Here is a 23,090-nt window from a genome sequence, read left to right on the forward strand (position 1 = left end):
TTTTTAGTTTAAAGTTCATTTTTTAATTCTAATTGGTGTTACCAAATTTTTATCTGATTATCTATTGCAAAGGTTATTTATGCAAATTTATCTTGCTAATCCTCGTGGTTTTTGTGCCGGTGTTGACCGTGCCATTGCCATCGTTAATGAAGCCTTAGTACGCTTTGAGCCTCCCATTTATGTGCGCCATGAAGTGGTGCATAATAAGTTTGTTGTTTCAGACTTAGCACGTCGCGGCGCTGTATTTGTCGAAGAATTACACGAAGTGCCAGATGGTTCGATAGTGATATTTTCAGCACACGGCGTGTCCAAAGCTGTAGAAGACGAGGCACAGCGCCGAGATTTAACGGTGTTTGATGCCACATGTCCGCTTGTGACCAAAGTTCATATTGAGGTTTCAAAATTTGCCCGTGATCAAATGGATACCATTTTGATTGGTCATCATGGACATCCTGAGGTTGAGGGTACAATGGGGCGGTTTAGCACCAAATATGGTGGTCAGATCTATTTGGTTGAAAATGAAGACGATGTTAAGAATCTTGAAGTTGGCAATCCTGATAACTTAGCATTTGTCACCCAGACTACGCTATCTATGGATGATACTGCTGTTGTCATCGATGCGCTACGTGAGAAATTTCCTCAAATTCAAGGCCCGCGCAAAGATGATATTTGCTATGCAACACAAAATCGTCAAGATGCTGTGAAAGATTTGGCAAAGCGCTGCGAGGTGGTACTTGTGGTCGGGTCACCAAATTCATCAAACTCAAATCGTTTACGCGAGCTTGCAGAGCGTATGAGCTGTAAAGCTTATCTGATAGATAACGCAGGCGAGATTAGACAAGAATGGTTTGAAGGGGTTAAAGCGGTCGGGGTGACAGCTGGCGCGTCGGCGCCTGAGGTATTAATTCAGGAAGTATTGGACCAGCTGCAAACGTGGGGCGGAGATATGCCCGATGAGTTACAAGGTATAGAAGAAAACATTACCTTTAGCTTGCCCAAAGAATTACGTATTCCTATTAAAGAAGTACGTTCATAGCGCGCTAATATGGCGTGGCTAGTACAATAGAGCGTAGGTTCGTAGAATACAGGGCGTATGCTCATACAAAAAAGACAGTCAGCTTTAAAATGGCGTTTTAACTATTTATTTTAATCGATACGTTATTTCAAGCGATACGTTATTTCAAGTGATACGTTATTTCAAGCGATACGTTTTAAGCTATATTTTTAAAGCTATTTATCTAAAAAATAATTATTTACAGCATTTAATCAACCTTATAGGAAACTTAATGACGGCATACTATCAGTGCATCGATCGCATTTATCAGGACGATAAAACTTGTGTGGCGCATTATAAACCCACACACCATGCTCAAGGGGCTTGGAATAGCCACGAGCAGCACATGGCGCCAGCAACTGGTATCTTAACGCATGAGCTTGTTCAATATTCCCCCCAAGCTAACTTACGTATTGCCAGAATAAGCCTTGATATTCTAGGTTTGATACCCCTTGAGGAATTTACCATTACCACGCGTTGTATTCGTCCTGGTAAGACGATTGAGCTGGTAGAATCAGTCATGAGTGCTAATGGGCGTGACTGTATCATCGCTAGAGCGTGGCGGTTATTGACTCAAGATACCAGCGAGATAGCAGGATTGGAAGATCCAGTACTCTCATCGCGCCCTGATGAGCTACCTTCGTGGGAAGAAATGAAGGGCTGGCCTGGTGGATTTATAGAAAGCATTGAGCTTGCTGCAGACCCTAACCGTCGTCCGGGCAAAGGACTCGTATGGCTGACTACTGAACTTGATATGGTAGAAAACCAAGACACCAAAGATTTCATTCGTTTAATGGGGCTGGTAGATACGGCCAATGGTGTCGTTCCAAGAAAGGGCTTAAAACTGTCCGAGATGACGTGGGCTTTTCCGAATACGGATTTACAAATTCATATGCACCGATTACCCCAAGGCAAATGGTTGGGGATAGAAGCGGTACAGCAATATGGTGATGACGGTATTGGTCTGACCAGTGCTATCTTACATGATGAAAAAGGCCCATTCGGGCGTAGTGAACAGATTTTAACCATACGTCCCATCCCTTAAATTTAAGATAATCGGGCTTCTAATTTTTTATTAAAAAGACCACCTGTTATGCGCAGGTGGCCTTTATTTTGTAGGGTTTATTTGAAAGCAAACTTTTCATACTAAAGCAGACAAGCCACTTAACTTTCAGGACGTGAGGATTTGTCTCTCACTAATTTGTAATTTAAGAATTCCGTAATTCCTAACTTACCCAGTTCACGACCAAAGCCCGAGCGTTTAACGCCGCCAAACGGTGTGTTGGCTTCACTACCTGAGGGAGCGTTAATCGTGACCATACCCACTTCAAGTGCATCAGTTAACTTATCTGCCATCTCTTCACTCGTCGTATGTATGGATGCGCCCAAACCAAACGGGACGTCATTCGCAAGTTTTATGGCTTCATCAACATCGGCGACTTTGATGACCTAGTTTTGCTTATCTAATTTTGCTCATTATTCTATATTGCATTCACTATATATAAAAGATAAACCAGTCAAAATTTGAATGGTTTTTTCATTTCAATATAAATAAAATTTATCGCTAAAATTTAGCAGCTGGTTAGTTGAAAAATTTAGAGTTCGCCCCTATTAGTTAATAAAGCAACTTGAATAGATAGAAAGCTAATAGGGTCTGTTGAACATTCAAATATTAGGACTGCTGATAGCTAAAATTGTTCCAAACTAGGCATAAACCGACGATAATGTCTAGACCTTAGTTAGGTTTATAACAACGTTTGGGATAATTTTAGCATCAGCCCTACGGGGCGGGTCTATTTTTTGTCAATATATTGTGAAATTTTCTAACTTAGAATAACTAAGTGTCTAAAATTTCCCTGCATATTGCCTAAAAAATAACCGCCGCCAGTTCCATATTTGAATGTTCAAAAGACCCTAATACAGCTAATGCGAAAACTATCCATCCAAAAATTATCAATAACTAAACCAACAATCAAAGAGGATACTATGAGCAAAAATAACAATGCTACCCAGACCACCCAACACGTCTTTGAGGCCGAAGTTGCCCAGTTACTTCATTTAGTAACCCATTCACTGTATTCTAATTCTGATATCTTTGTGCGTGAGCTGGTCTCAAACGCATCGGATGCATGCGACAAATTGCGTTTTGAAGCCACTTCTGATGATAGCCTTTATGAGGATGATGGTGAACTAAAAGTTCGAATCGACATTGATGAAGATGCCAAAACCATTACCTTTATCGATAACGGTATTGGTATGAATGAATCAGATGCGATTGAAAACTTAGGTACGATTGCCAAATCGGGTACCAAAGCATTTTTGGAGCAATTAAGCGAGTCACAAAGGCAAGATGGTCAGCTTATTGGTCAGTTCGGCGTCGGCTTCTACTCAGGCTTTATTGTCGCTGACAAAATCACGGTCGAATCTCGCAAAGCGGGCGAGCCTTCAGATCAAGGCGTACGCTGGATATCTGATGGTACAGGCAAATTTACCACCGAAACCATCACTAAAGACAGCCGTGGTACGTCTATCACCCTTCATCTTAAAGAAGAGTTTAGCGAAGGTGAAGACAATTACCTAGACCGTAATAAGCTTAAGCGTCTGGTAAATAAGTATTCAGACCACATAAGCTTACCGATTCAGATGCGTAAAGAAGTGTGGCAAGAAGAGGTTGAACCAGATAGTGTCGAAGGTGAAGTAGACGAGAATGGTGCTCCAGTTAGTCCGCAATCTGAAGGTAGCAAAGGTGAAATGGTACTGACCGATGAGTGGGAAACCATTAACAAAGCCAGCGCCCTATGGACACGCTCAAGCTCTGAGATTGAAGACGAAGAATATAAAGAGTTTTACAAAAACGTCAGCTATGACTTTGAAGATCCATTAGCGTGGACGCATAACCGTGTTGAAGGTCGTGTGCAATATACACAGCTGTTGTATATTCCCAAAAAAGCCCCGTTTGATTTATACGCCCGTGAGCAGCAACACGGCTTAAAGCTATACGTTAAACGTGTGTTTATCATGGATGACGCTGAGCAACTATTACCAATGTACTTACGCTTTGTGAAAGGTGTGATTGACTCAGCCGACTTACCGCTTAACGTGAGCCGTGAGCTATTGCAAGAATCACGCGATGTGAAGTCTATTCGTGATGGTAACGCGCGCCGTGTATTAACACTGCTTGCCAGCTTAGCCAATAGTGAAGACAGTGAAAAACAAGATAAATTTAAGCAGTTTTACGCTGAGTTTGGTGATGTCATCAAAGAAGGCCTTGGCGAAGATATGGGTAACCAAGAGCGTATTGCCAAACTCCTTCGCTACGCGACCAGCAACAACGATGCGCTAGAAACCAGCTTTGCTGACTACAAAGAGCGTATGAAAGACGGTCAAAAAGCCATCTACTATCTAACCGCTGAAAACCTAGCTGCTGCCAAAAATAGCCCACAGCTTGAGCTATTCAAGAAAAAAGGCATCGAAGTTATCTTGATGACCAGCCGTGTTGACGAGTGGGCGATGAACTTCTTAACCCAGTTTGACGGGACGCCACTCCAAAACATCGCTAAAGGCGCAGTTGATTTAGGCGACTTACAAGATGAAGCTGAAAAAGAAGAAGCTAAAAAAGCAGAAGAGAACTTAAAGCCGGTGGTGGATAAGCTCAAAACCGCTTTAGGCGAGCGTGCAAAAGACGTACAAGTGTCAACTCGTTTGGTAGATAGCCCAGCGTGCATCGTGGTTGGTGATGGTGAATTAACGCCACAAATGGTACAAATGCTGCAACAGATGGGTCAAGAAGTCCCAGACATCAAGCCAACGCTTGAGGTGAACCCTAACCATCCATTGATTCAAAAGCTTGATAAAAGCGAGCAGTTTGATGGCGATTTTGACAAGCTGGCCCAAGTCATCTTTGACCAAGCCCTACTTGCTGATGGTGGTCAGTTAGAAGATCCAGCGGGTTATTTGAAGCGTGTGAATGAGTTATTGTTGAAGTAAGCTATGATCAATTAACTCGTCGTTAGAACAAAAAAAGGACTCATATCTGAGTCCTTTTTTTGGGTTTAAAATTTGTTAAATAGGTTTAGGATAACTTCCCGCTATTTGCTTGTAGTTTGCAGTCTGTGTGGCACAGCACCTGAGCATAGGGTCGTTCCTTTTGCCTAGAGACCACCCCTATGCGAGGTGCTGTAAGCCACACAAACCACAAAGCTACCGTTCCAATCGGGGCTAAACCGCTTTTAGTAGGTTTGTGGTGAGTATTAAAGTAAAATGAGCGTCTGATATGGATTTAAATGAGTGTAGTAAGTTTGTGTAGATATACAGTACATTATATCTTCAATCGATAGGTTGTGTGACGCAAGTTTTATACTACCTAGAGATAAAAAACTCTTTTTAATAGGTTAGGGTGATTGATAAAAGTTTATAATTATAGTAATTTTAAAGTGAGCCTAAACAGTTGCCATTTTTTTAAATAATTAATTGAGGATACCAACGTGAAAAAATCAGTTTTTCTATTACCCTTATTGTTTCTGTTGTCAATTCCAGTTCATGCGTCTATGAGTTACGAATGTTATGGTTACAAAGCGGATGGTAAACCAGTAAGTAGTATGAGCGCTTATGTTAAAGTAAATGCCGACTCTAAATTAAAAGCTCAAAAGAAAGCAATAATTAAATATAAGAAAAATGGCAAAACAGTTAACTCTGTTAAATGCAAATAGGGATTGATTATGAAATTCAAAAATATATTTTTAGCATTATCATTAGTGAGTTTCAGTTATTCTTCTTATGCAGAGCCTACTAAAGAACAAACTGTTGATTATATTTTAAATAATCTAGATAGATCAGTAGAAACAGGTGGTGAATATAGCTTTCAAAATAACGACTGTTTGCTTGAAATTGAAGGCAGGCTTATTACAAGTAGTCAGAACAACTCTAATGATGTAATCACAACTTACATACCTTTAGAACAACTTGATCCAAGTGCAAGTGACATTAAAGGTAATAATCATTACTCACTAGTTTTACTTCGTTGCACTAATCAGAAAGATTGTATAATTAACCAGCAAAGGACATCAAGCGGAAATGTCGCTACAAATATTTTTGGTAAAGTTATTCAGGACCATCATAGTAGTTCACAAGGAGTCAAAACTATTGTAGGTAAAAACCACAAAGTTAACCGAGCCTTTAAACATTTGATTAAGCTCTGTGGAGGTCAAGAAGAATTGTTTTAGAACGTGTAGGTACTATTTTAAAAAGTTAGAATCAATCAAGCCTATAATTGGCTTATAGCTCAGCAATCTATTCAGATTAACGTTATTCATCACCATTAAACCTTACCAACATTCACCCTCAATCTCTCAAAAAACCGAAGCGGGTCACTATCACAAGCTTGTAACTCAGCATCGCTCATCACAATATTTATTAAATCCCCGTCTATAGCTACCACGCAAGGCACGTTATCAGCTACAACATGCATAATGTCATCGCTTACCTCGTCTAAATGCAAAGTTTCTATAGGAATAGGGAAGCGCTTAACCTGCTCTTGCCAAGTAGGCTTAGCCTTAAAAGACAATCCATGTGTGATATCACATAGCGCGCAGTGTTTGCTCAAAAATACCTTTTCAAAAGCATACTTTAATTCACCTAATATCGAACCATTTGCATTGTATATACCGATGATTTTCTGCATTTTATTCCCTTTTATTCAATGTTTAGCAGACTCAAGTCATCTTAGGATAGGCTCGCGCTAGTTGAGTTCAATTGAGTTGAGTTAAACGTCAGTTAGTATTTTTAAGGACTAGATTAGATTTGAAACAGATATAAATTCTTAAGCATCATCTGTCTGTAACTGGTTTATAATCGCTACAAAATTATCCACGCCTTGAGCCCCGGTCACTAAATGACGATCATTAAAGATAATGGCTGGCACGCCCGTGATACCTTGCTGAGTAAAGTAGGCTTCTTGCTTACGCACCTCATTGGCATAGCGCTGATCTTCTAATACTTTTAAGGCGTCATCTCTATTTAGTCCAACAGATTCAGCAATAGCTACCAATACATTGCTATCTGAAAGGTTACTATTATCAGTGAAATGGGCTTTAAATAAAGCCATTTTTAGCGCATGTTGCTTGTTACCTAGCTTATCGTTAACTAGCTTATCGTTACCTAGCTTATCATAGTCAAGTTCGGTTCCTGCCCAATGTAATAACTGGTGCGCATTAAACGTGTTATGCATCCGCATCTCATCATTAAAATTCATATCAAAGCCTAAGTCTTTAGCACTTTGAGTAATTTTCTCACGATTTTGCTCAGATTGCTCTGGAGTGATGCCGTATTTTTCCATGAGATGCTCACGCACATTCTGCCCTTCATTTGCCATGTTAGGATTAAGCTCAAACGGCTGCCAATGAATATCATAATCAGTGTTAATCTGTTCAAGTGCTTTTTTTAATTGTAGATAACCGATAAGGCACCACGGGCACATGACATCTGAAGCAATGTCGATTCGAAGTTTTTGATTTGAAGATGTCATATTAGTTCTCCTAAAAGCATGTTAATTTTATTATTTGCTTCAACTTTTATATTACTAAAAATAGACAGGGTGGCTAGTTGCTAAATGTAAGGGTTGCCAATTGTAATAATTGCTAAATGTAATAGTTGCTCTCAATACTAGTTAGTCTCGATAATGGTTTAAAATAGCTTTAATATACTGAAACCGTCATAATATAAATATCAGCGAATATAGATGGCATAAATAGTAATCAAAATTATAGAGCACTCACATGACTCAGCCTATTATTACTTCATTGTTAGATAACGACTTATATAAATTTACGATGCTTCAAGCCATGTTGCATCAGTTTCCTCAAACGCATGGTGTGTATCGCTTTCGTTGTCGTAATTATAAAGATACGGCTTACCCTCTGCCAGATATCAAAGACGCCTTAGAAGAGCAGATTGATTATCTATGTGATCTAAGCTTTACTCACGATGAGTTAGATTATTTAAGTAGTCTACGGTTTATACGCTCTGATTTTGTTGATTACATGGAGCTTTTTAAATTAAAACGTCGTCATATTACTGTCAGTATCGATCAAAAAAACCGTTTAAGTATTGATATTGAAGGTCCAATGATTCAAGCGATGTTTTTTGAAGTGTTTGTCTTAGCTATCGTTAATGAGTTGTACTATCAGCAATTGACTACTGCCGAAGTTTTGGAAGAAGGTGAGCGCCGATTACAGCAAAAAGTAGATTTACTGCAAGACTTGTCACTAAAACAAGAGCGTGGTGCACCCCCTTTTATTATTGCTGACTTTGGGACACGCCGCCGATTTAGTAAAGCGTGGCATGGTCATGTATTAGAAACCCTACGTAAAGCTGCGCCAAGCATTGTGCGAGGCACTTCAAATGTGTATTTGGCGAAAAAGTACAAGATGACCCCAATTGGTACGATGGCGCATGAGTTTTTACAGGCGTTTCAAGCTTTGGATGTTCGTTTGCGTGATTCTCAAAAAGCAGCTTTAGAAGCTTGGGTACATGAGTATCGCGGTGATTTAGGAATTGCTCTTACCGATGTGGTCGGAATGGATGCTTTTTTACGTGATTTTGATTTGTATTTTGCTAAGCTATTTGATGGGCTGCGTCACGACAGTGGCGACCCTTATAGTTGGGGTGATAAAGCCATCGAACATTATAAAAAGCTTAAAATTGATCCTAAGACCAAGGCGTTAACCTTCAGTGATGGTTTGGATATAGAAAAAGCGTGGGAGCTGCATAGCTATTTCAAAGACCGTATTCAAACCAGCTTTGGTATAGGTACTAATTTAACCAATGATATGGGCTTAACACAGTTAAATATAGTGTTAAAGCTGGTTGAGTGCAATGGTCAACCTGTCGCTAAGTTGTCAGATAGTCCGGGTAAAACGATGATTCATAATGATACCTATTTGGCATATTTAAGACAGGTTTTTGATATTGAAAAATATTGATGAATAGTTATTTCAGGTCTTGATAACTAACCCAATAAGAAACCATATCGCTATAGTTATAATGATAACTATAGTTTCATTTTAAATCATTCTATGCTTATATAGTATGACGAGTTACGACGAACGAGAGCCGTATTCATAAAACTATATGAACGCTAAGTTATATCTATCAGCACTGGTTATAGAATAATAATTCTGCTCACAAATCGTCATCTAAAAGTTTGAACAAGCACACAACTATAACATGGAGTTTTAGCTCGGTTTATATATTGACAAGGAGAGTTTATATGTTTAGAGACCTTTTACATCAGCGATACCCGAATGCCGCTTCCAAAAATGCCCCTCTAATTATCAGCCATGATAGTGGCCCGACTGATACGCCTTTAATTGAAGATACTATTGGTGACTATTTCGACAAAGTTGTGACGCAGTATCCCGATAAAGAAGCGATAGTATCTCGCCATCAAGACATCCGATTAACTTATCAACAATTGCAGCAGCAGTCCAATCAGCTTGCCAGTAGTATGATCAAAATGGGTTTAGAAGTTGGTGATCGAATTGGCATTTGGTCGCATAATAATATTGAATGGTTGTTGATGCAGCTTGCCACCGCCAAGGCAGGTCTTATTTTAGTCAATATCAATCCAGCCTACCGCATATCTGAGTTGCAATACGCTTTAAATAAAGTAGATTGTAAGGTTTTGGTGTTTATGCGTCATTTTAAAACCAGTGATTATGTACAAATGGTTCAAGAAATGGCACCTGAGATTTATCATCAGCAATTTGAAAACTTAGCGCTGGATTCATTACCTAATCTAAAGCGTCTCATATGGATTGATCCACCGGGTACTCAAGAATCGTTTAACTTCATGCAGAAGTTTACAGATTGGATGGCAGAAGGAGACAGCAATGATCCTGAGTTAGCAAAGCGGCAAAGCAAGCTTGATGCTAATGATGCCATTAATATTCAATTTACCAGTGGGACAACAGGCACGCCAAAAGGTGCGACGCTAACGCATAGGAATCTATTAAACAATGCCTATCACCTCGGTGAAGCATTATGTTTATCATCTGATGATAAGTTATGCTTACCATTACCGTTATATCACTGCTTTGCAATGGTATTGGGTAATCTAACTATGTTGTCGCACGGCGGTTCACTCGTGTATCCAAGTGCCAGCTTTGACCCATTACAGGTATTAAAAGCGGTGAGCGAAGAGCGCTGTACTCTATTACATAGTGTGCCTAGTATGTTTTTAGCGGTGCTCAACCATCCTGAGTTTTCAAAATATGATTTGACCAGTCTGCGTAGCGGTGTCACCGGTGGCGCAAGTTGCCCGCATGAACTCATGCAGAGAATTATCGACGACATGCACATGAGTGAGCTCACTATCGCTTATGGTATGACCGAAACCAGTCCGAAGTCGACGCAAACCTTGCCGACCACAGAATTTGAAAAGCGTATTACCACCGTAGGCGTGGTACAACCTCATCTAGAGGTAAAAATCGTTGATCCCGAAACTGGCGAAACCTTGCCCATCGATGAAGTAGGCGAGGTGATGACGAAAGGGTACGCGGTGATGAAAGGCTACTGGAATGATACTGTAAAAACCAATGAAGCTATCGTAAATGGGTGGATGCATACCGGTGATTTGGGCAGTATGGATGAACAAGGTTACATCTCTATTGTTGGACGCAGTAAAGATATGATTATTAGAGGTGGAGAAAATATTTATCCGATCGAAGTAGAAAACTATTTATATCGTCATCCAAAAATATCAGACGTACAAATTGTAGGCGTGCCTGATGAGCGTTACGGGGAGGTGCTCGCAGCGTGGATTATTCCAAAAGCGGATCAGAGCATAACAGAGCAAGAAATACGCGACTTTTGCTATAACCAAATAGCGCATTTTAAGATACCAACGTACATACGTTTTGTTGATGCGTATCCGATGACGGTCACAGGTAAAATCCAAAAATTCAAAATTGTAGAAATGATGAAAGAAGAGTTGGAAGTGACAGTTTAGTTTCACTTATTCAAAAAGCTATGCTTAGAGTATGCCTATAGAATAAACTGCCATGTGATGACAGTTGATAAATTAATAAACCCAACTTTTATATCAAGTTGGGTTTTTATGTTTTAATTCAAATTTTTGCATTATTAGATTTTAGAACGATGAATTAGGCTGCTTTAAAAATTCTATCTCTTCATCTGTAGAATCTCTATCTAGCACATCATTGCGATGCGGATAACGCCCAAATCGATCAATGATTTCTTTGTGTCTAATCTCATATTTTAAGGTATAGTCATCGTCTAAAGCCTTAAATAGCGGCAAACCTTGCTCATGAATTTTGGCAGATTCAGAATGCATAAAGGGCATAATTGCAAACTTCCTACGCTGTAAAGGGATGTCAGTATAGTCATCACGTTTTACTAATTCCTGTGCTAATACCAACGCCATATCATCCTGAGCAAAGGCATCAGGGGAGTCTCTAAATAGATTGCGAGAGAATTGGTCAAGTACAATTATTTCAGCTAATGCGCCTTGAGACGTATCACGCCAATGAGCACACTCTCCAAGCCTTGCCGATAGTAGGGTATCTAAAAACTTTTCCCTAATTTTATGATCAAAATTATCATTTTTTTCGAACCAATAAGGCTGGTTGTCTGGATCAAACCAGAAGTCCAAGACTTCTTTTGCTTCAGGTGCTATTTGAGTAGTCATGTTTTTATTGTCTCCTAAAGTGATTGATAAGCAACAAGTCTATAACCGTTAGACTATATAGTTATTTTTCTACTATAATTTTTATGGCTTTTAATCAGGCATCGAATAGTTTAAATAGAAGATAATACAGTTTTTTAGCTTACAAAGTTAAATATAGGTACAATATAAGTTAAATATAGGTACAATATCATCAGTTAAAGCTATCTATCAGGTTATAGAACTGCTGAGAATACTATCTAAAGATAGCATCCATTACTAGTTTGACAAGCTATTCGAGTGACGTTAATATCGTATTGTATGTTTATTTGAGTGCATTGGTTACTCTTTAAAACTTATAATGAATGGACTTAAATAACTGCTATAGAGATTGGCTAAATATTCAACTTACTGAATATTTAGAATAAAAATAACTAATAAAAAAGACGATTATCGTCTTATTTCAAGGAACGAAGATATGACTAATACAAGGAAACTGGCAGCAGAATTCTTAGGGACGATGTGGCTAGTATTAGGGGGCTGTGGTAGTGCGGTATTTGCTGCTAACTTTGGGGGAGACGGTAACCCATTAGGTATAGGGTTTGTCGGTGTGGCATTGGCATTTGGTCTAACCGTATTGACAGGCGCTTATACATTCGGTCATATTTCAGGCGGACATTTCAATCCTGCAGTTAGTATAGGTCTTATGGTAGGCAAACGATTTCCTGCTTCTCAATTACCAGGATATATTATTGCGCAAGTATTAGGCGGTGCTCTTGGAGCGTTTATTATTTACCTTATTGCTACGGGTCAAGCGGGCTTTGCCATTGATGCGAGCAGTGCCGGTGCGTTCGCTACCAATGGCTTTGGCGACTTTTCACCAGGCGGCTACAGTATGACAGCAGCATTCATTGCTGAAATTGTACTTACTGCTGTATTCCTACTTATTATTATGGGCTCCACTCATAAGAATGCACCAGTCGGGTTTGCGCCTATTGCTATTGGTTTAGGTTTAACTTTAATTCACTTAATTAGTATTCCAATCACCAATACTTCTGTTAATCCTGCACGCTCTACTGCGGTTGCATTATTCGTAGGTGGTGATTCTATATCACAACTATGGCTATTTTGGGTAGCACCAATCATTGGTGCAGCGATAGGCGGAGCCATATATGCTTGGTTAGGACATGACCGTCCGGATATCGTTGGTGAGTGAGTTGTTTTAATAAACTAAATAGTTTTAATAAACTAAATAGTTAAAGAGACCTTATAGGTCTCTTTTTTTTGCTTATTAATAGCTATGAAAGGTTATAAAATAATTAATAAGACAACACCTTTATGATCTTGTTAACGGTTCATATCTCCTTATGAGTATATGCTAGAATCATAAGCGTAAATTTAATAAGAATTAAAACCAATAATATATAACCATTTAAAAAATTTAATGAATTTAGTCTGCTTTAATCAACCTTATCTTTTGATCTATAAGATAAAGATATTGTATTAATCAAAATAACTGCTTAGATAACTGCCATAACTTCAATAAATTACCCTAAAAAGTACGCTAATATGATATGTAGCAAAATTACATTACTTTGAATGACTTAATCTTTGATGCCTAATTACTCATCTATTGAGTACCCGTTTGATATAAACCCACTGTTTGATAGGAATACTGATATGTCAGCTTTAAGTTTAAAGAGTAATAATCGTTGTTATCATGGTGAGCAGCATTATTATACTCATCAATCTAGTACTACCCAATCAGAAATGACGTTTAGTATTTACTTACCTGATGAGGCCTTAGCGGGTAAGACTTGCCCAGCAATCCTATACTTATCTGGGTTAACGTGTAGCCCTGATAATGTGACTCATAAAGCGCACTTTCAGCAAAGATGTAGCGAGCTTGGCATGATTTTTATTGCGCCAGATACGTCGCCAAAAGGGGAAGATTTGCCAGATGATGACCGTTACTTTGTGGGTCAAGGCGCAAGTTATTATGTGGATGCCAAACTAGCGCCTTGGGCAGATAACTTTCAAATGCACAGTTATATCATTAATGAATTTTATGAGCTGGTTCGGAGTCAATTCTCTATAAGCAGTATAGGTATTACAGGTCATTCCATGGGCGGGCATGGGTCCATCATGTTTGGATTCAAATATCCAAGTAAGTTTGTCAGCGTGTCTGCCATTGCACCTGTCAGTGTTGCTAGTGAATCGGACTGGGGTAAAGCGGCATTTGAAGCTTATTTCGGTGCAGATTCCAACCAAGGGGGTTTAAGTTGGTCACAATATGATGCGGTGACTGCCATTAAAGAGGCAGGCAAAAAGTATACCTCATTATTAGTTGATCAAGGCGGAGCCGACGATTTCTATAAAGAAGGCGCACTTCGTCCTGAAGCCCTGCAAGCAGCTTGCCAAGATGTTGACCAGCCTCTAACACTTCGTTATCACGCAGGATTTGACCACAGTTATTATTTTATCCAAAGCATTATTGATGATCATGTTGAACATCACTATAACGCCGCTTTGATTCATGGATAGCTGTTATAATAACGGGGGCTAATAGGATGGCTAAAGCCCCCTAATTTAATTATGCAAAGAATAACGCCTTTTTTATTATCCAAAAATTAAACCTTTATTTTGAGAAATCGTATGAGCAGTACACAATCCGCAGCTTCAAACGCTAGTCAATCAGACTTTCTTATTGCCCCCTCTATTCTTTCAGCCGACTTTGCGCGTTTAGGAGAAGAGGTAGAAGCAGTCCTTGAAGCGGGTGCCGATGTTATTCACTTTGATGTCATGGACAATCATTATGTGCCAAACTTAACGTTTGGAAGTATGATTTGTAAAGCCTTACGCGATTATGGGGTTGAGGCGCCAATTGATGTTCACTTAATGGTTTCACCTGTAGATAGTATGATTGAGCAGTTCTTAGAAGCAGGGGCTAGTTTTATAACTTTTCATCCAGAAGCTACGCATCATATTGACCGTTCATTGCAAATCATTAAAGATGGCGGCGCTGAGTGCGGGCTTGTATTTAATCCTGCCACACCGCTACATTATTTAGATTATGTCATTGATAAAGTCGATCAGATACTACTAATGAGTGTTAACCCTGGATTCGGCGGTCAATCGTTTATTGAAGGGACGCTTGATAAGATTACCCAAGTACGTGAACGGATTAACGCCTGTGGTCGAAACATTAGATTAGAGGTAGATGGCGGGGTTAAAGTTAACAATATACGTGCGATTGCAGAAGCAGGTGCAGATATGTTTGTAGCAGGTTCAGCAATCTTTAATCAGCCTGACTATAAGCAAGCCATCGATGCAATGCGCCATGAGCTCAGCTTGGTTGGCGCCACAAAAGTTTAGTTATACCAATTCTGAAAACTATCATATCGAGTAAAACGAGTGCAAACGCTACAATGAGTCTAAACACTATTTAATGTAGGCTCAGCGAGTTTGATAAGGATAGGTTATCTTCAAAAAAGGTATTAATTTGACATATAAAGAGATGAAATGACTGACAATACAACTTTAAAAAAACAATCCGAAAACCCTCAAAAGCAACCAAGTTTAGTACCCAAAAACTTTACTATTGGTTTGTTTTTATTCTCATTGGTATTAAGCATAGCAGGTTATGTTTTTAGATTAATCTTTGGTGACCCTTTAAATGAGGTGTTACGGCATGCCGCTGTTATAGTCCCTTTATTTGTAATTGGTATCCCTTTACTGTTTTGGGTTGGGGCGCTAATTATGAATAAACTCAATAATATGAATATTCAGCGCCGAAATGCGTTGACTTTAGGCTGGTTAACCTCATGTGTCACCATGCTATGGCTAATGGGAACTTATAGTTAAATAATCGGGACCTATTTTTAAACTTTAGTTTGGGAATGGGTACATATCGTTGTATTAACATAATTATATGAAGACTCGTTAAGGAATTCATTTGTCAATATTTGACCCGCGCTCTTTTTATTATCCTTATCCAAAAGACATTCCTAAAGGACTCATAATAGCCCTTATTATTGGATGCTTATTGTTCGGTTTATCAAGTTTACGTCAAGGTACTGACCTACAGGGCTGGCTTGCCGTGCTTGAGCAGTGGTTATTCATGTTAATCATAGTTCCTACCGCCACAGCTGTGGTAGCCTTGCCTTTTAAATACCGTGATCCAACTTTTGAGCTTAAAAATGCATACTATCTTGGTATGTTTGTAGCGCTATTATTTACCTTAGCCAAACTACGCTATTGGCGTTAGGCCATATTACGGATATATGAATGTATGTTGTAAGTTATGGCTTAAATTGAGCTTAAGCTAAATAAACCTTGAAATTTGTGTCATTAGCGTCCATTGTTTATAGACAGACTTTAATTGTAAAGCTAAGTTTAAAGCAAAACGATTAGATGCTATACGATAAAATGCTAAGCAATATATTAAAACGCGATATGAGGTTAATAGGGAATGGTATTTGATTTTGACAACGACAGTAATATAAATATCGATATTGATACAGATACTGGAGAGCGCTCGACCAAACGTAAAGGGTTCGCACAAGAGACGGTGCTTGAGCTTATCGAAGACGTGGATGGAATGATCGTTTTACGTGATGCAGGCGATGCGGACAACCCACTATTGACAATCAATTTTTCTGATAAAGTACAAGATATGCTAGGTAGTGATGTTCAATTTGTGGGACATCAAATGGTCCACGCTGCTATTCAGGCTGTTATGAAAAAGCAAGTAGGGCAGTGGCACGCTAACGTTTATGATGAAGAGCCTGAGCATTACAGCTAATTTAATAACATTAAAAGATTTCACTAGATAAATACGTTTGAGTCTATAAATCTACAACTATAAATCTATAACTAGCGATCTATAATCAATAAAAGTAACATTACAAACTAACATTGAATATTCATCCATTAAAAAAGGAGATTATCATTTGATAATCTCCTTTTTTATAGCGTTATATTGTCAAAAGACATTAGAACACTATTTGATTTTAGCTTCTTTAAAAATAACGTGTTTGCGGGCTTTAGGATCAAACTTTTTGATTTCCATTTTGCCAGGCATAGTACGTTTGTTTTTGGTAGTGGTATAGAAGTAACCTGTACCAGCAGTAGATACTAACTTAATCTTGTCTCTCATGATGCATTCCTATTAATTTGTAAAGTACGATGACTAAAAGCGAGTCATCTTGCTAGTCGATTAAAAGACTAAACTTTTTCACCTTTAGCGCGTAAATCAGCAAGAACTTTATCAATACCTTGCTTATCGATAATACGCATACCTTTAGCAGAAACACGAAGACGAACAAAACGATTTTCAGATTCTACCCAAAAACGATGATTATGTAGATTTGGAAGAAAGCGACGACGGGTTCTGTTAAGCGCGTGCGAAACATTGTTACCCACCTGAGGGCGCTTTCCTGTCACTTGACATACTCGAGACATGACGGACTCCTAATATAGTTGTAAGACATAACGAAAAGCATGCTAATCATGCTTTATAAATAAGGTGTCTTACCTACTCAAAATAACAATTCGATATGCGGCTATGGACACATAAGATTGATACTTGAATAAAATGTTAACAGAAAGTTTGCGGTCATAACTTTTTAACGCCACAACGAAAAAAGTGGGTGACCTTACTAAAATTTTTAAGGGCGTATTTATACCATACAATCAGATATTTATCAAATAAATTGTTAAAAGATTATCGCACAAAACCACGCATAAATTAAGTTTTAATTATAAGATAGTGTCAAATTTCGTATATACTAACTGTATTTGATCTTAATGATACTATTTTTGTTGTAAGTAACCATTAAAAACAGTAAATTATATCTTAGAACATATTGCGAAACACTATATTTATGTAGATGCTATATTTATGTAGATGGTATGTCTGCTAAACAAGTTATGACAAGTTATGGACGACTGCTTTATTTTGATCTTTATAGGTCCTTTTTAAACTTTAAATAAGCAATTTAATAAACATACTTACAAATCACTCCAAATCGGTAAGCTTAGGATATTAGGAAACAGAACATGATGGTTAGATCAGCTAGAGTATTTCAATTAACGGCGCTAACAGTCTCACTAGCATTAGCAGGGTGCGGCGGTAGTGATAACAGTGGCGGCGTTGATTCAGTTAAGCCTGGGCTACCTGAAGGAGGATCTCAAGGTAATGGGGGTGCAACAGGCAATGGCGGATCTAATCCTCAAAGTCCTATCGAGTCATTGAACGTCAGTACTATATCAATAAAAGATGTAAACGGAAATGATACTCGATTTATTAATCGTAATGGCGTTACTGCCAAAGTAACGGTAACGGATCAAGCAGGTCAACCCATCTCGGGAGCTTTAGTCACCTTTTCCGGTGAGAAAGTACAGTTCGGTAGTTCTAATAATGCAGTAATCACTAATACCAATGGTGAAGCGATTATATCAGTCATGCCTGAATCAAATACCGATACGGGAAGTTACACCATGAAAGCTACGGCCACTTATAATGGGATGACCAGTGATGCCGCTGATGCTTTTTATTCCATTCAAGCTGTGAGTGTCCGCTTGAGTAACTTGCAGACAGCCAAAACCAATTTGGAAACTGGTGGCTCAACCCTTGTTACTGTTGAAACTACCGATCAAGTAACTGGTGAGTTTGCTAACGATGTCAGCGTTAACTTTAGCGCGACATGTGGTAGCTTTGATACCGCCTCATTATCATCAACTAACCAAGGTAATGTGAGTACGACTTATAAAGCGGTTGATAGTAATGGTCAGCTTTGTGAAGGTGTGCATACCATTAGTGCTACAGCACCAAGTGCCAGTACTTCTGCTTTACAAACCACAGTAAACATAGCTGCAATCGAAGCTACGTCGATTATTTATACCACAGAAGCAGGTATGACATTAGGTGCTAAAAGTAGTGGGTCTGCGAGTAGTAGTCAGATTGAATTTACCGTTTTCTCAAATGGTACGCCAGCTTCTAATCAAGAGGTGGACGTTTATTTATTACGTGCACCGAATGATTTTAGTTTTGTCAGAAATGGTAACCGTAATAGCCCTCAGACGTTAACCAGTGATGCTTCAGGTAAAATTAACGTGACGGTCTATCCTGGTGATCTTCCAGGTCCTGTAGAGCTTAAAGCTGCGTTAAAAGCTGACCCTTCTGTTTTTGCGTTGTCTAAAAACTTAGCCGTGGCAACTGGTCGACCCGCTCAATATCGCATCACGCTTGCACCAGAACGCACGGTCATCCAAAACGACATCATATCAAGTACAGGTATCGTCGTTCGTCTTTCAGATCGTCAGGGTAACTATGTACCAGAAGGCACTGTGGTCAGCTTTGTGACCGAAGGCGGTACGGTGACACCAAGTTGTGCTACTGACGATCAAGGCGAGTGTTCAGTGACGTTAACCTCTCAAAACCCTCGTCCTGCTGACGGCCGCGTTAGTGTCTTAGCCTATGTGGAAGGGGATAAAGCCTATTTGGATGTCAATGGAGACAACATTTATACACCGGGAGTTGATACGCTGACACAGAATATAGGCACGTTATTCCGCGATGATAACGAAAATCTTCAGTATGATATTGGAGAATATCAATATAGCCGCGCTTTATTAGGTAATCCTTTATCTTGTGCGCCTTCACTGTTTACGCAGCCTAACCGTCCTAATACTTGTGATGATGCTTTAGATGCTGTGTTGCGCAAACAGATAATTTTAGGATTTGCAGCGAGTACGCCAACCATTGTCAATAAGGCATATGATAAATCAAGCAATACGATCACATTTGGTCTATACGGCAATGGTATGCTAACTCTGCCTATGCCTTCAGGAACTAATGTGTCTATCGTTACTGATGATAGAACAGATGACGGTGTAGATTGTAATGCTGAGTTGATATCTGGTTATGAAGAAGTTCCGAATTCTGTCGATTTAAAGCGAGTCTACAGTCAAAATGGCACTATGATTAATGGATTTTTAAATAGTGATGTTGTCAAGTATGCCGTCGATGTGCAAAACTGTACTAGCAGTGATAAAGTTGAGCTTAACATCACATCGCCTGATGGCGGGGTAGTGAAAACTCGCCTAAATCCGTTAATTCAATAATTTTTGATTCAGTAATGCATTAACTTAATAATACATTAACTCAATAATGCTTTAACTTAACAGCGTATTTCCTTTATACGTAATAATAGACAAACCTAAGCTTAAAAGCTTAAGAAATGATCACAAATGAATGCCCTCAACATTTTGAGGGCATTTTTTTGATAGGGATTAATTTGTAGTATCCTAATATTTAGATCTTTATTGAATAAAATTATCAGCTTCTTCTAATCAGCTTCTTAAATAAGAGATGCTAACAATATAGAAAACGCTGACAGTCTATTGAGCACTAACAGTTAAACGTTAAATCAATTACACGATCTTTAAGTCTCACTCCGTATAAATAGGTAGCTACCATCCATGTGTAAGGTATCAAAAGACGCGCCTTCAGAGCAAAACCTCTCAGCGACTAGCTCTTCACAACCATACCAGCCGTTTACAGTGCAAAGCAGCACACAACCTCCTTATTCCTTACTTGCTGTACTACTCTCCTTATACTTAGCACAAGGATTGCCCTCTGGATTTATAACGCAGGCGTTGCCGGCAATTTTAAGAGAGTACAACGTGTCCTTACAAATGATTGGCCTATCAGGACTCATACTGATCCCTTGGTCATTGAAGTTTTTATGGGCTCCACTGGTTGATAGATATTATTTCAAATCGATAGGTCGGGCGCGTAGCTGGATAATACCGATTCAATTACTATCAGCGCTATTAGTGGCTTGGGTAGGTCTATTCGATCCTTACGCGCTTAGCTCACCGGCAACGTTATGGACAATTTATTTGCTCTTGTTTTTATTGAGTTTGAGTGGGGCCACGCATGATGTAGCAGCAGATGGATTGGCGACCCGTTCGCTCTCTGAGCTTCGATCAATTACTAAATTACCGCCCTACGCGCAATCCTCTACTACCGCCACGCATAACAACGTACTGTATAAGGATAATAAAAGCGCTTCGAGTAGAAGTGAGATGAAGGTACATATTAACGACCTATCAGCATCCAACAATATATCTACCGTCACCAATGCGTCTAATATGAGTGATGCGCTGACTGTAGGTACAAAGCACTCACATAACCCCTATCGGGGAATGGGTAATGCGGTGCAAGTAATTGGGTATCGGCTCGGGCTTATATTGGGCGGTGGGGTTTTTCTATTGGTATTAAGCCAGTGGTCGTGGCGTTATAGCTTTTTTGCTATGTCAGCACTTATCTTGCTCAACACCCTCCCTATATGGCGGTATGATGAAAACAAACGTGATATACACTATGATCATAAGGTAGAAGGTGATCATAATCTAATATGTCATGATGCTAATTTGGATGTGTATCAAACGCATGGAGATAAAGAAAATGCAATAAATTCGCAATTGAATCTTAAGTTTAGCTTTGCGGATATTGGAAGATATATTAGCGAGAATTACAGCTACTTTTGGTCCAATAAGCATATGCGCGCATGGCTTTATGTACTACTCACATTCAAAGTAGTAGATGGTATATCTAGCGGCATGGTTAAGCCTATGATGGTAGATATGGGCATTGCCACACGAGATATCGGCCTATGGGCAAGCGTACTGGGGTCAATAGCGTCATTAATTGGTGCAGGCATAGCAGCTATTTTATTAAAACGGTTTAGACCTCAAAATACCTTAGTAGTGTTTTATGGTTTGCAAACTTTGACTACCGCGCTATATATGATTGTTGCCATAGGCTTTGAGCATCCTAATTGGATAGCACTTAGACAGCACGTCCCATTTTGGTGGATATATGCGGCTAATGCGATTGAGCACATGGCAGCAGCACTTGCGCTAGTTGCGATGTTAACGATGGTAATGCATTACGCACGGCATGATAAAGCAGGTAGCGACTTTACCACGCAAGTATGTATTTTAACGGTATTTAGTGGCGGGGCACATTTAATCAGTGGCTATATCGCAGATTGGTTAGGATATACGGGTCACTTTACGCTAAGTGTCGTTTTAGGCGGACTATGCCTTATACCACTTCTGTATTGGCGACGTGTATTTGGCGCTATAAACCCATAATATGAATCAACAATCATAAAAGTTAAACTGCTAAGTTAGCAGTAGTTCTAGAACAAATTTACTGCCAATAAAACCAATAGCCAGTATGATAAAGGCTACTATCGTCATATTGGCAGCACGGCGCCCGCGCCAACCTGAGCGCCAGTGACCAATTAACAGGCCGCCAAATAATAGCCATGATATACAGCTTAGTATGGTTTTATGGGCAATATGCTGAGCCATCAGATCTTCTACATAGATGAAGCCAATGGCCAGTGCCACGGTCAGAATACTAAAACCTACAAGTATCATGTCGAATAATAAAGATTCCATACTTTGTAATGAGGGCAGTTTATTGACCCAAAAGCGGTGAGCGGTTTTGTGCTTAAGCTCTCTGATTTGGAATCGCAATATAATGGCTTGTACCGCTGCCATCAGTAGTACACAGTAGGCCGCAATAGATAGAATAATATGGGCTTCTAATCCTGTGCTAATATTGGTGATAGGATCGTAAGGTGCATTAGCAAAATAGCCTAAGCAAAGCCCCCCTATGGCGACAGGCATGGCAATGACGCCAAGGCTTAATATAGAACGATAAAAACTAAATAGAATGTAAAATAATAGAAAATAAAAGCTGGTAAGACTGGCGATATTAAATACGTTAAAGTTCAGCCCATAAATAGTAAATATATTAGGGTATAGAGCGATGCCATGTGCAATGATACCGACTAACAGCATCCCCAAAGTGAACCCTTTGGCAATGGGTTTCATGCGAATCAGTGCCCATATTAAGTGGCAACTCACTATAACGTAAACAATAAGCGCGATAGTAAAAGCTAGCAACACGGTGTTTAAGTCCCCAATGCAAATCTTCAATGAAAGTCGCTAATGAAAGTCGCTAATAAAAGTCCCTAGTTAAAATCCAGTAAACAAGTTAGACGACATAATGTTTGATATACTAGGTGCACAAAGATAACTAATTAATTCAATAATTCGTCAATTCAATAATTCATTAGCTCTATGCCTAATTTATCTTAATGTCTGAATCAGCTAAATATCTAGTTGAGCAAAGACTAACGATAATCAAATTTTTAACTGATTATATAGTGTTAATTTAGCATAGAATACGTCTTATTAGCGATTGCAGTATAGTTAAACTTGCGAATTTGTTAAAATAATAATACTCATATCGCCACATACACATTAAAT

Annotated in this window: 22 protein-coding genes; 15 read left to right on the forward strand and 7 right to left on the reverse strand. The window is 39.1% G+C overall.

Features of this window, described 5'->3' with window-relative positions:
- Positions 1 to 79 precede the first annotated feature (79 nt).
- Positions 80 to 1,036 (forward strand): 4-hydroxy-3-methylbut-2-enyl diphosphate reductase, encoded by a 957-nt coding sequence (gene ispH / locus AC2SLP_RS10340; protein WP_486536590.1) that lies wholly within the window; start codon positions 80 to 82, stop codon positions 1,034 to 1,036.
- 250 nt (positions 1,037 to 1,286) lie between these two features.
- Entirely contained in the window at positions 1,287 to 2,099 is an 813-nt protein-coding gene (locus AC2SLP_RS10345) for a thioesterase family protein (protein ID WP_486536591.1), read from the forward strand.
- A gap of 119 nt (positions 2,100 to 2,218) precedes the next feature.
- Here AC2SLP_RS10345 and AC2SLP_RS10350 read toward each other — a convergent pair whose 3' ends face one another.
- Complete coding sequence (locus tag AC2SLP_RS10350) at positions 2,219 to 2,500, reverse strand: aldehyde dehydrogenase family protein (protein WP_486536616.1); 282 nt, start codon at positions 2,498 to 2,500, stop codon at positions 2,219 to 2,221.
- Positions 2,501 to 3,040: 540 nt separating this feature from the next.
- On the opposite strand from AC2SLP_RS10350, the gene htpG reads away from it, so the two are divergent.
- From htpG to AC2SLP_RS10365, 3 genes are all read left to right on the forward strand, one after another.
- Entirely contained in the window at positions 3,041 to 5,041 is a 2,001-nt protein-coding gene (htpG, locus tag AC2SLP_RS10355) for a molecular chaperone HtpG (RefSeq protein WP_486536592.1), read from the forward strand.
- A 497-nt stretch (positions 5,042 to 5,538) separates the two neighbouring features.
- Complete coding sequence (locus AC2SLP_RS10360) at positions 5,539 to 5,763, forward strand: hypothetical protein (protein ID WP_486536593.1); 225 nt, start codon at positions 5,539 to 5,541, stop codon at positions 5,761 to 5,763.
- Between the two features lie 9 nt (positions 5,764 to 5,772).
- Positions 5,773 to 6,276 carry a hypothetical protein gene (locus AC2SLP_RS10365; protein WP_486536594.1) on the forward strand — a complete coding sequence of 168 codons (504 nt, stop codon included), beginning with the start codon at positions 5,773 to 5,775 and terminating at the stop codon, positions 6,274 to 6,276.
- Positions 6,277 to 6,371: 95 nt separating this feature from the next.
- On the opposite strand, the gene AC2SLP_RS10370 is transcribed toward AC2SLP_RS10365, so the two are convergent.
- The gene (locus AC2SLP_RS10370) at positions 6,372 to 6,734 is read right to left on the reverse strand and encodes a hypothetical protein (protein ID WP_486536595.1); all 363 of its coding nucleotides are present in this window, start codon (positions 6,732 to 6,734) and stop codon (positions 6,372 to 6,374) included.
- 138 nt (positions 6,735 to 6,872) lie between these two features.
- Positions 6,873 to 7,577: a DsbA family oxidoreductase gene (locus AC2SLP_RS10375; protein WP_486536596.1), complete on the reverse strand. Its 705-nt coding sequence runs from the start codon at positions 7,575 to 7,577 to the stop codon at positions 6,873 to 6,875.
- Positions 7,578 to 7,827: 250 nt separating this feature from the next.
- On the opposite strand from AC2SLP_RS10375, the gene pncB reads away from it, so the two are divergent.
- Positions 7,828 to 9,033 (forward strand): nicotinate phosphoribosyltransferase, encoded by a 1,206-nt coding sequence (gene pncB, locus AC2SLP_RS10380; RefSeq protein ID WP_486536597.1) that lies wholly within the window; start codon positions 7,828 to 7,830, stop codon positions 9,031 to 9,033.
- Positions 9,034 to 9,320: 287 nt separating this feature from the next.
- Entirely contained in the window at positions 9,321 to 11,060 is a 1,740-nt protein-coding gene (locus AC2SLP_RS10385) for an AMP-binding protein (protein WP_486536598.1), read from the forward strand.
- A 141-nt stretch (positions 11,061 to 11,201) separates the two neighbouring features.
- Here the strand turns inward: AC2SLP_RS10385 and AC2SLP_RS10390 are convergent, their stop codons facing one another.
- Positions 11,202 to 11,759, reverse strand: a complete 558-nt coding sequence (locus AC2SLP_RS10390) for a DUF924 family protein (RefSeq protein ID WP_486536599.1) — start codon at positions 11,757 to 11,759, stop codon at positions 11,202 to 11,204.
- 454 nt (positions 11,760 to 12,213) lie between these two features.
- Between AC2SLP_RS10390 and aqpZ the strand changes: the two genes are divergently transcribed.
- The 6 genes from aqpZ (at position 12,214) to AC2SLP_RS10420 (ending at position 16,539) form a co-directional block, all read left to right on the forward strand.
- Entirely contained in the window at positions 12,214 to 12,951 is a 738-nt protein-coding gene (gene aqpZ / locus AC2SLP_RS10395; protein WP_486536600.1) for an aquaporin Z, read from the forward strand.
- Positions 12,952 to 13,415: 464 nt separating this feature from the next.
- Positions 13,416 to 14,279 (forward strand): S-formylglutathione hydrolase, encoded by an 864-nt coding sequence (gene fghA, locus AC2SLP_RS10400; RefSeq protein WP_486536601.1) that lies wholly within the window; start codon positions 13,416 to 13,418, stop codon positions 14,277 to 14,279.
- 111 nt (positions 14,280 to 14,390) lie between these two features.
- Positions 14,391 to 15,110 carry a ribulose-phosphate 3-epimerase gene (rpe, locus tag AC2SLP_RS10405; RefSeq protein WP_486536602.1) on the forward strand — a complete coding sequence of 240 codons (720 nt, stop codon included), beginning with the start codon at positions 14,391 to 14,393 and terminating at the stop codon, positions 15,108 to 15,110.
- Between the two features lie 147 nt (positions 15,111 to 15,257).
- Entirely contained in the window at positions 15,258 to 15,599 is a 342-nt protein-coding gene (locus AC2SLP_RS10410) for a hypothetical protein (protein WP_486536603.1), read from the forward strand.
- A gap of 91 nt (positions 15,600 to 15,690) precedes the next feature.
- Positions 15,691 to 16,002, forward strand: a complete 312-nt coding sequence (locus tag AC2SLP_RS10415) for a hypothetical protein (protein WP_486536604.1) — start codon at positions 15,691 to 15,693, stop codon at positions 16,000 to 16,002.
- A gap of 204 nt (positions 16,003 to 16,206) precedes the next feature.
- Positions 16,207 to 16,539, forward strand: coding sequence for a hypothetical protein (locus tag AC2SLP_RS10420; protein ID WP_486536605.1), 333 nt, complete (start codon positions 16,207 to 16,209; stop codon positions 16,537 to 16,539).
- A gap of 198 nt (positions 16,540 to 16,737) precedes the next feature.
- Here AC2SLP_RS10420 and rpmG read toward each other — a convergent pair whose 3' ends face one another.
- Both rpmG and rpmB read right to left on the reverse strand, forming a co-directional pair.
- Positions 16,738 to 16,893 carry a 50S ribosomal protein L33 gene (rpmG, locus tag AC2SLP_RS10425; RefSeq protein ID WP_486536606.1) on the reverse strand — a complete coding sequence of 52 codons (156 nt, stop codon included), beginning with the start codon at positions 16,891 to 16,893 and terminating at the stop codon, positions 16,738 to 16,740.
- A gap of 68 nt (positions 16,894 to 16,961) precedes the next feature.
- On the reverse strand, positions 16,962 to 17,198 hold the full coding sequence (rpmB, locus tag AC2SLP_RS10430; protein WP_486536607.1) for a 50S ribosomal protein L28: 237 nt from the start codon (positions 17,196 to 17,198) through the stop codon (positions 16,962 to 16,964).
- A gap of 597 nt (positions 17,199 to 17,795) precedes the next feature.
- Here rpmB and AC2SLP_RS10435 point away from each other — a divergent pair.
- Both AC2SLP_RS10435 and AC2SLP_RS10440 read left to right on the forward strand, forming a co-directional pair.
- A complete protein-coding gene (locus AC2SLP_RS10435; RefSeq protein ID WP_486536608.1) occupies positions 17,796 to 19,862 on the forward strand; it encodes a hypothetical protein in 2,067 nt (688 codons plus the stop codon).
- Positions 19,863 to 20,219: 357 nt separating this feature from the next.
- A complete protein-coding gene (locus tag AC2SLP_RS10440; RefSeq protein WP_486536609.1) occupies positions 20,220 to 21,902 on the forward strand; it encodes an MFS transporter in 1,683 nt (560 codons plus the stop codon).
- 30 nt (positions 21,903 to 21,932) lie between these two features.
- Here the strand turns inward: AC2SLP_RS10440 and AC2SLP_RS10445 are convergent, their stop codons facing one another.
- On the reverse strand, positions 21,933 to 22,727 hold the full coding sequence (locus AC2SLP_RS10445; RefSeq protein ID WP_486536610.1) for a cytochrome C assembly family protein: 795 nt from the start codon (positions 22,725 to 22,727) through the stop codon (positions 21,933 to 21,935).
- Between the last annotated feature and the right edge of the window lie 363 nt (positions 22,728 to 23,090).

The organism is Psychrobacter sp. CX21 (assembly GCF_057396255.1).

Coding starts and splice junctions, on each gene's coding strand:
- ispH (WP_486536590.1), top strand. CDS start 80: ATGCAAATTTATCTTGCTAATCCTCGTGGTTTTTGTGCCGGTGTTGAC.
- AC2SLP_RS10345 (WP_486536591.1), top strand. CDS start 1,287: ATGACGGCATACTATCAGTGCATCGATCGCATTTATCAGGACGATAAA.
- htpG (WP_486536592.1), top strand. CDS start 3,041: ATGAGCAAAAATAACAATGCTACCCAGACCACCCAACACGTCTTTGAG.
- AC2SLP_RS10365 (WP_486536594.1), top strand. CDS start 5,773: ATGAAATTCAAAAATATATTTTTAGCATTATCATTAGTGAGTTTCAGT.
- AC2SLP_RS10370 (WP_486536595.1), bottom strand. CDS start 6,734: ATGCAGAAAATCATCGGTATATACAATGCAAATGGTTCGATATTAGGT.
- AC2SLP_RS10375 (WP_486536596.1), bottom strand. CDS start 7,577: ATGACATCTTCAAATCAAAAACTTCGAATCGACATTGCTTCAGATGTC.
- pncB (WP_486536597.1), top strand. CDS start 7,828: ATGACTCAGCCTATTATTACTTCATTGTTAGATAACGACTTATATAAA.
- AC2SLP_RS10385 (WP_486536598.1), top strand. CDS start 9,321: ATGTTTAGAGACCTTTTACATCAGCGATACCCGAATGCCGCTTCCAAA.
- AC2SLP_RS10390 (WP_486536599.1), bottom strand. CDS start 11,759: ATGACTACTCAAATAGCACCTGAAGCAAAAGAAGTCTTGGACTTCTGG.
- aqpZ (WP_486536600.1), top strand. CDS start 12,214: ATGACTAATACAAGGAAACTGGCAGCAGAATTCTTAGGGACGATGTGG.
- fghA (WP_486536601.1), top strand. CDS start 13,416: ATGTCAGCTTTAAGTTTAAAGAGTAATAATCGTTGTTATCATGGTGAG.
- rpe (WP_486536602.1), top strand. CDS start 14,391: ATGAGCAGTACACAATCCGCAGCTTCAAACGCTAGTCAATCAGACTTT.
- AC2SLP_RS10410 (WP_486536603.1), top strand. CDS start 15,258: ATGACTGACAATACAACTTTAAAAAAACAATCCGAAAACCCTCAAAAG.
- AC2SLP_RS10420 (WP_486536605.1), top strand. CDS start 16,207: ATGGTATTTGATTTTGACAACGACAGTAATATAAATATCGATATTGAT.
- rpmG (WP_486536606.1), bottom strand. CDS start 16,893: ATGAGAGACAAGATTAAGTTAGTATCTACTGCTGGTACAGGTTACTTC.
- rpmB (WP_486536607.1), bottom strand. CDS start 17,198: ATGTCTCGAGTATGTCAAGTGACAGGAAAGCGCCCTCAGGTGGGTAAC.
- AC2SLP_RS10435 (WP_486536608.1), top strand. CDS start 17,796: ATGATGGTTAGATCAGCTAGAGTATTTCAATTAACGGCGCTAACAGTC.
- AC2SLP_RS10440 (WP_486536609.1), top strand. CDS start 20,220: ATGTGTAAGGTATCAAAAGACGCGCCTTCAGAGCAAAACCTCTCAGCG.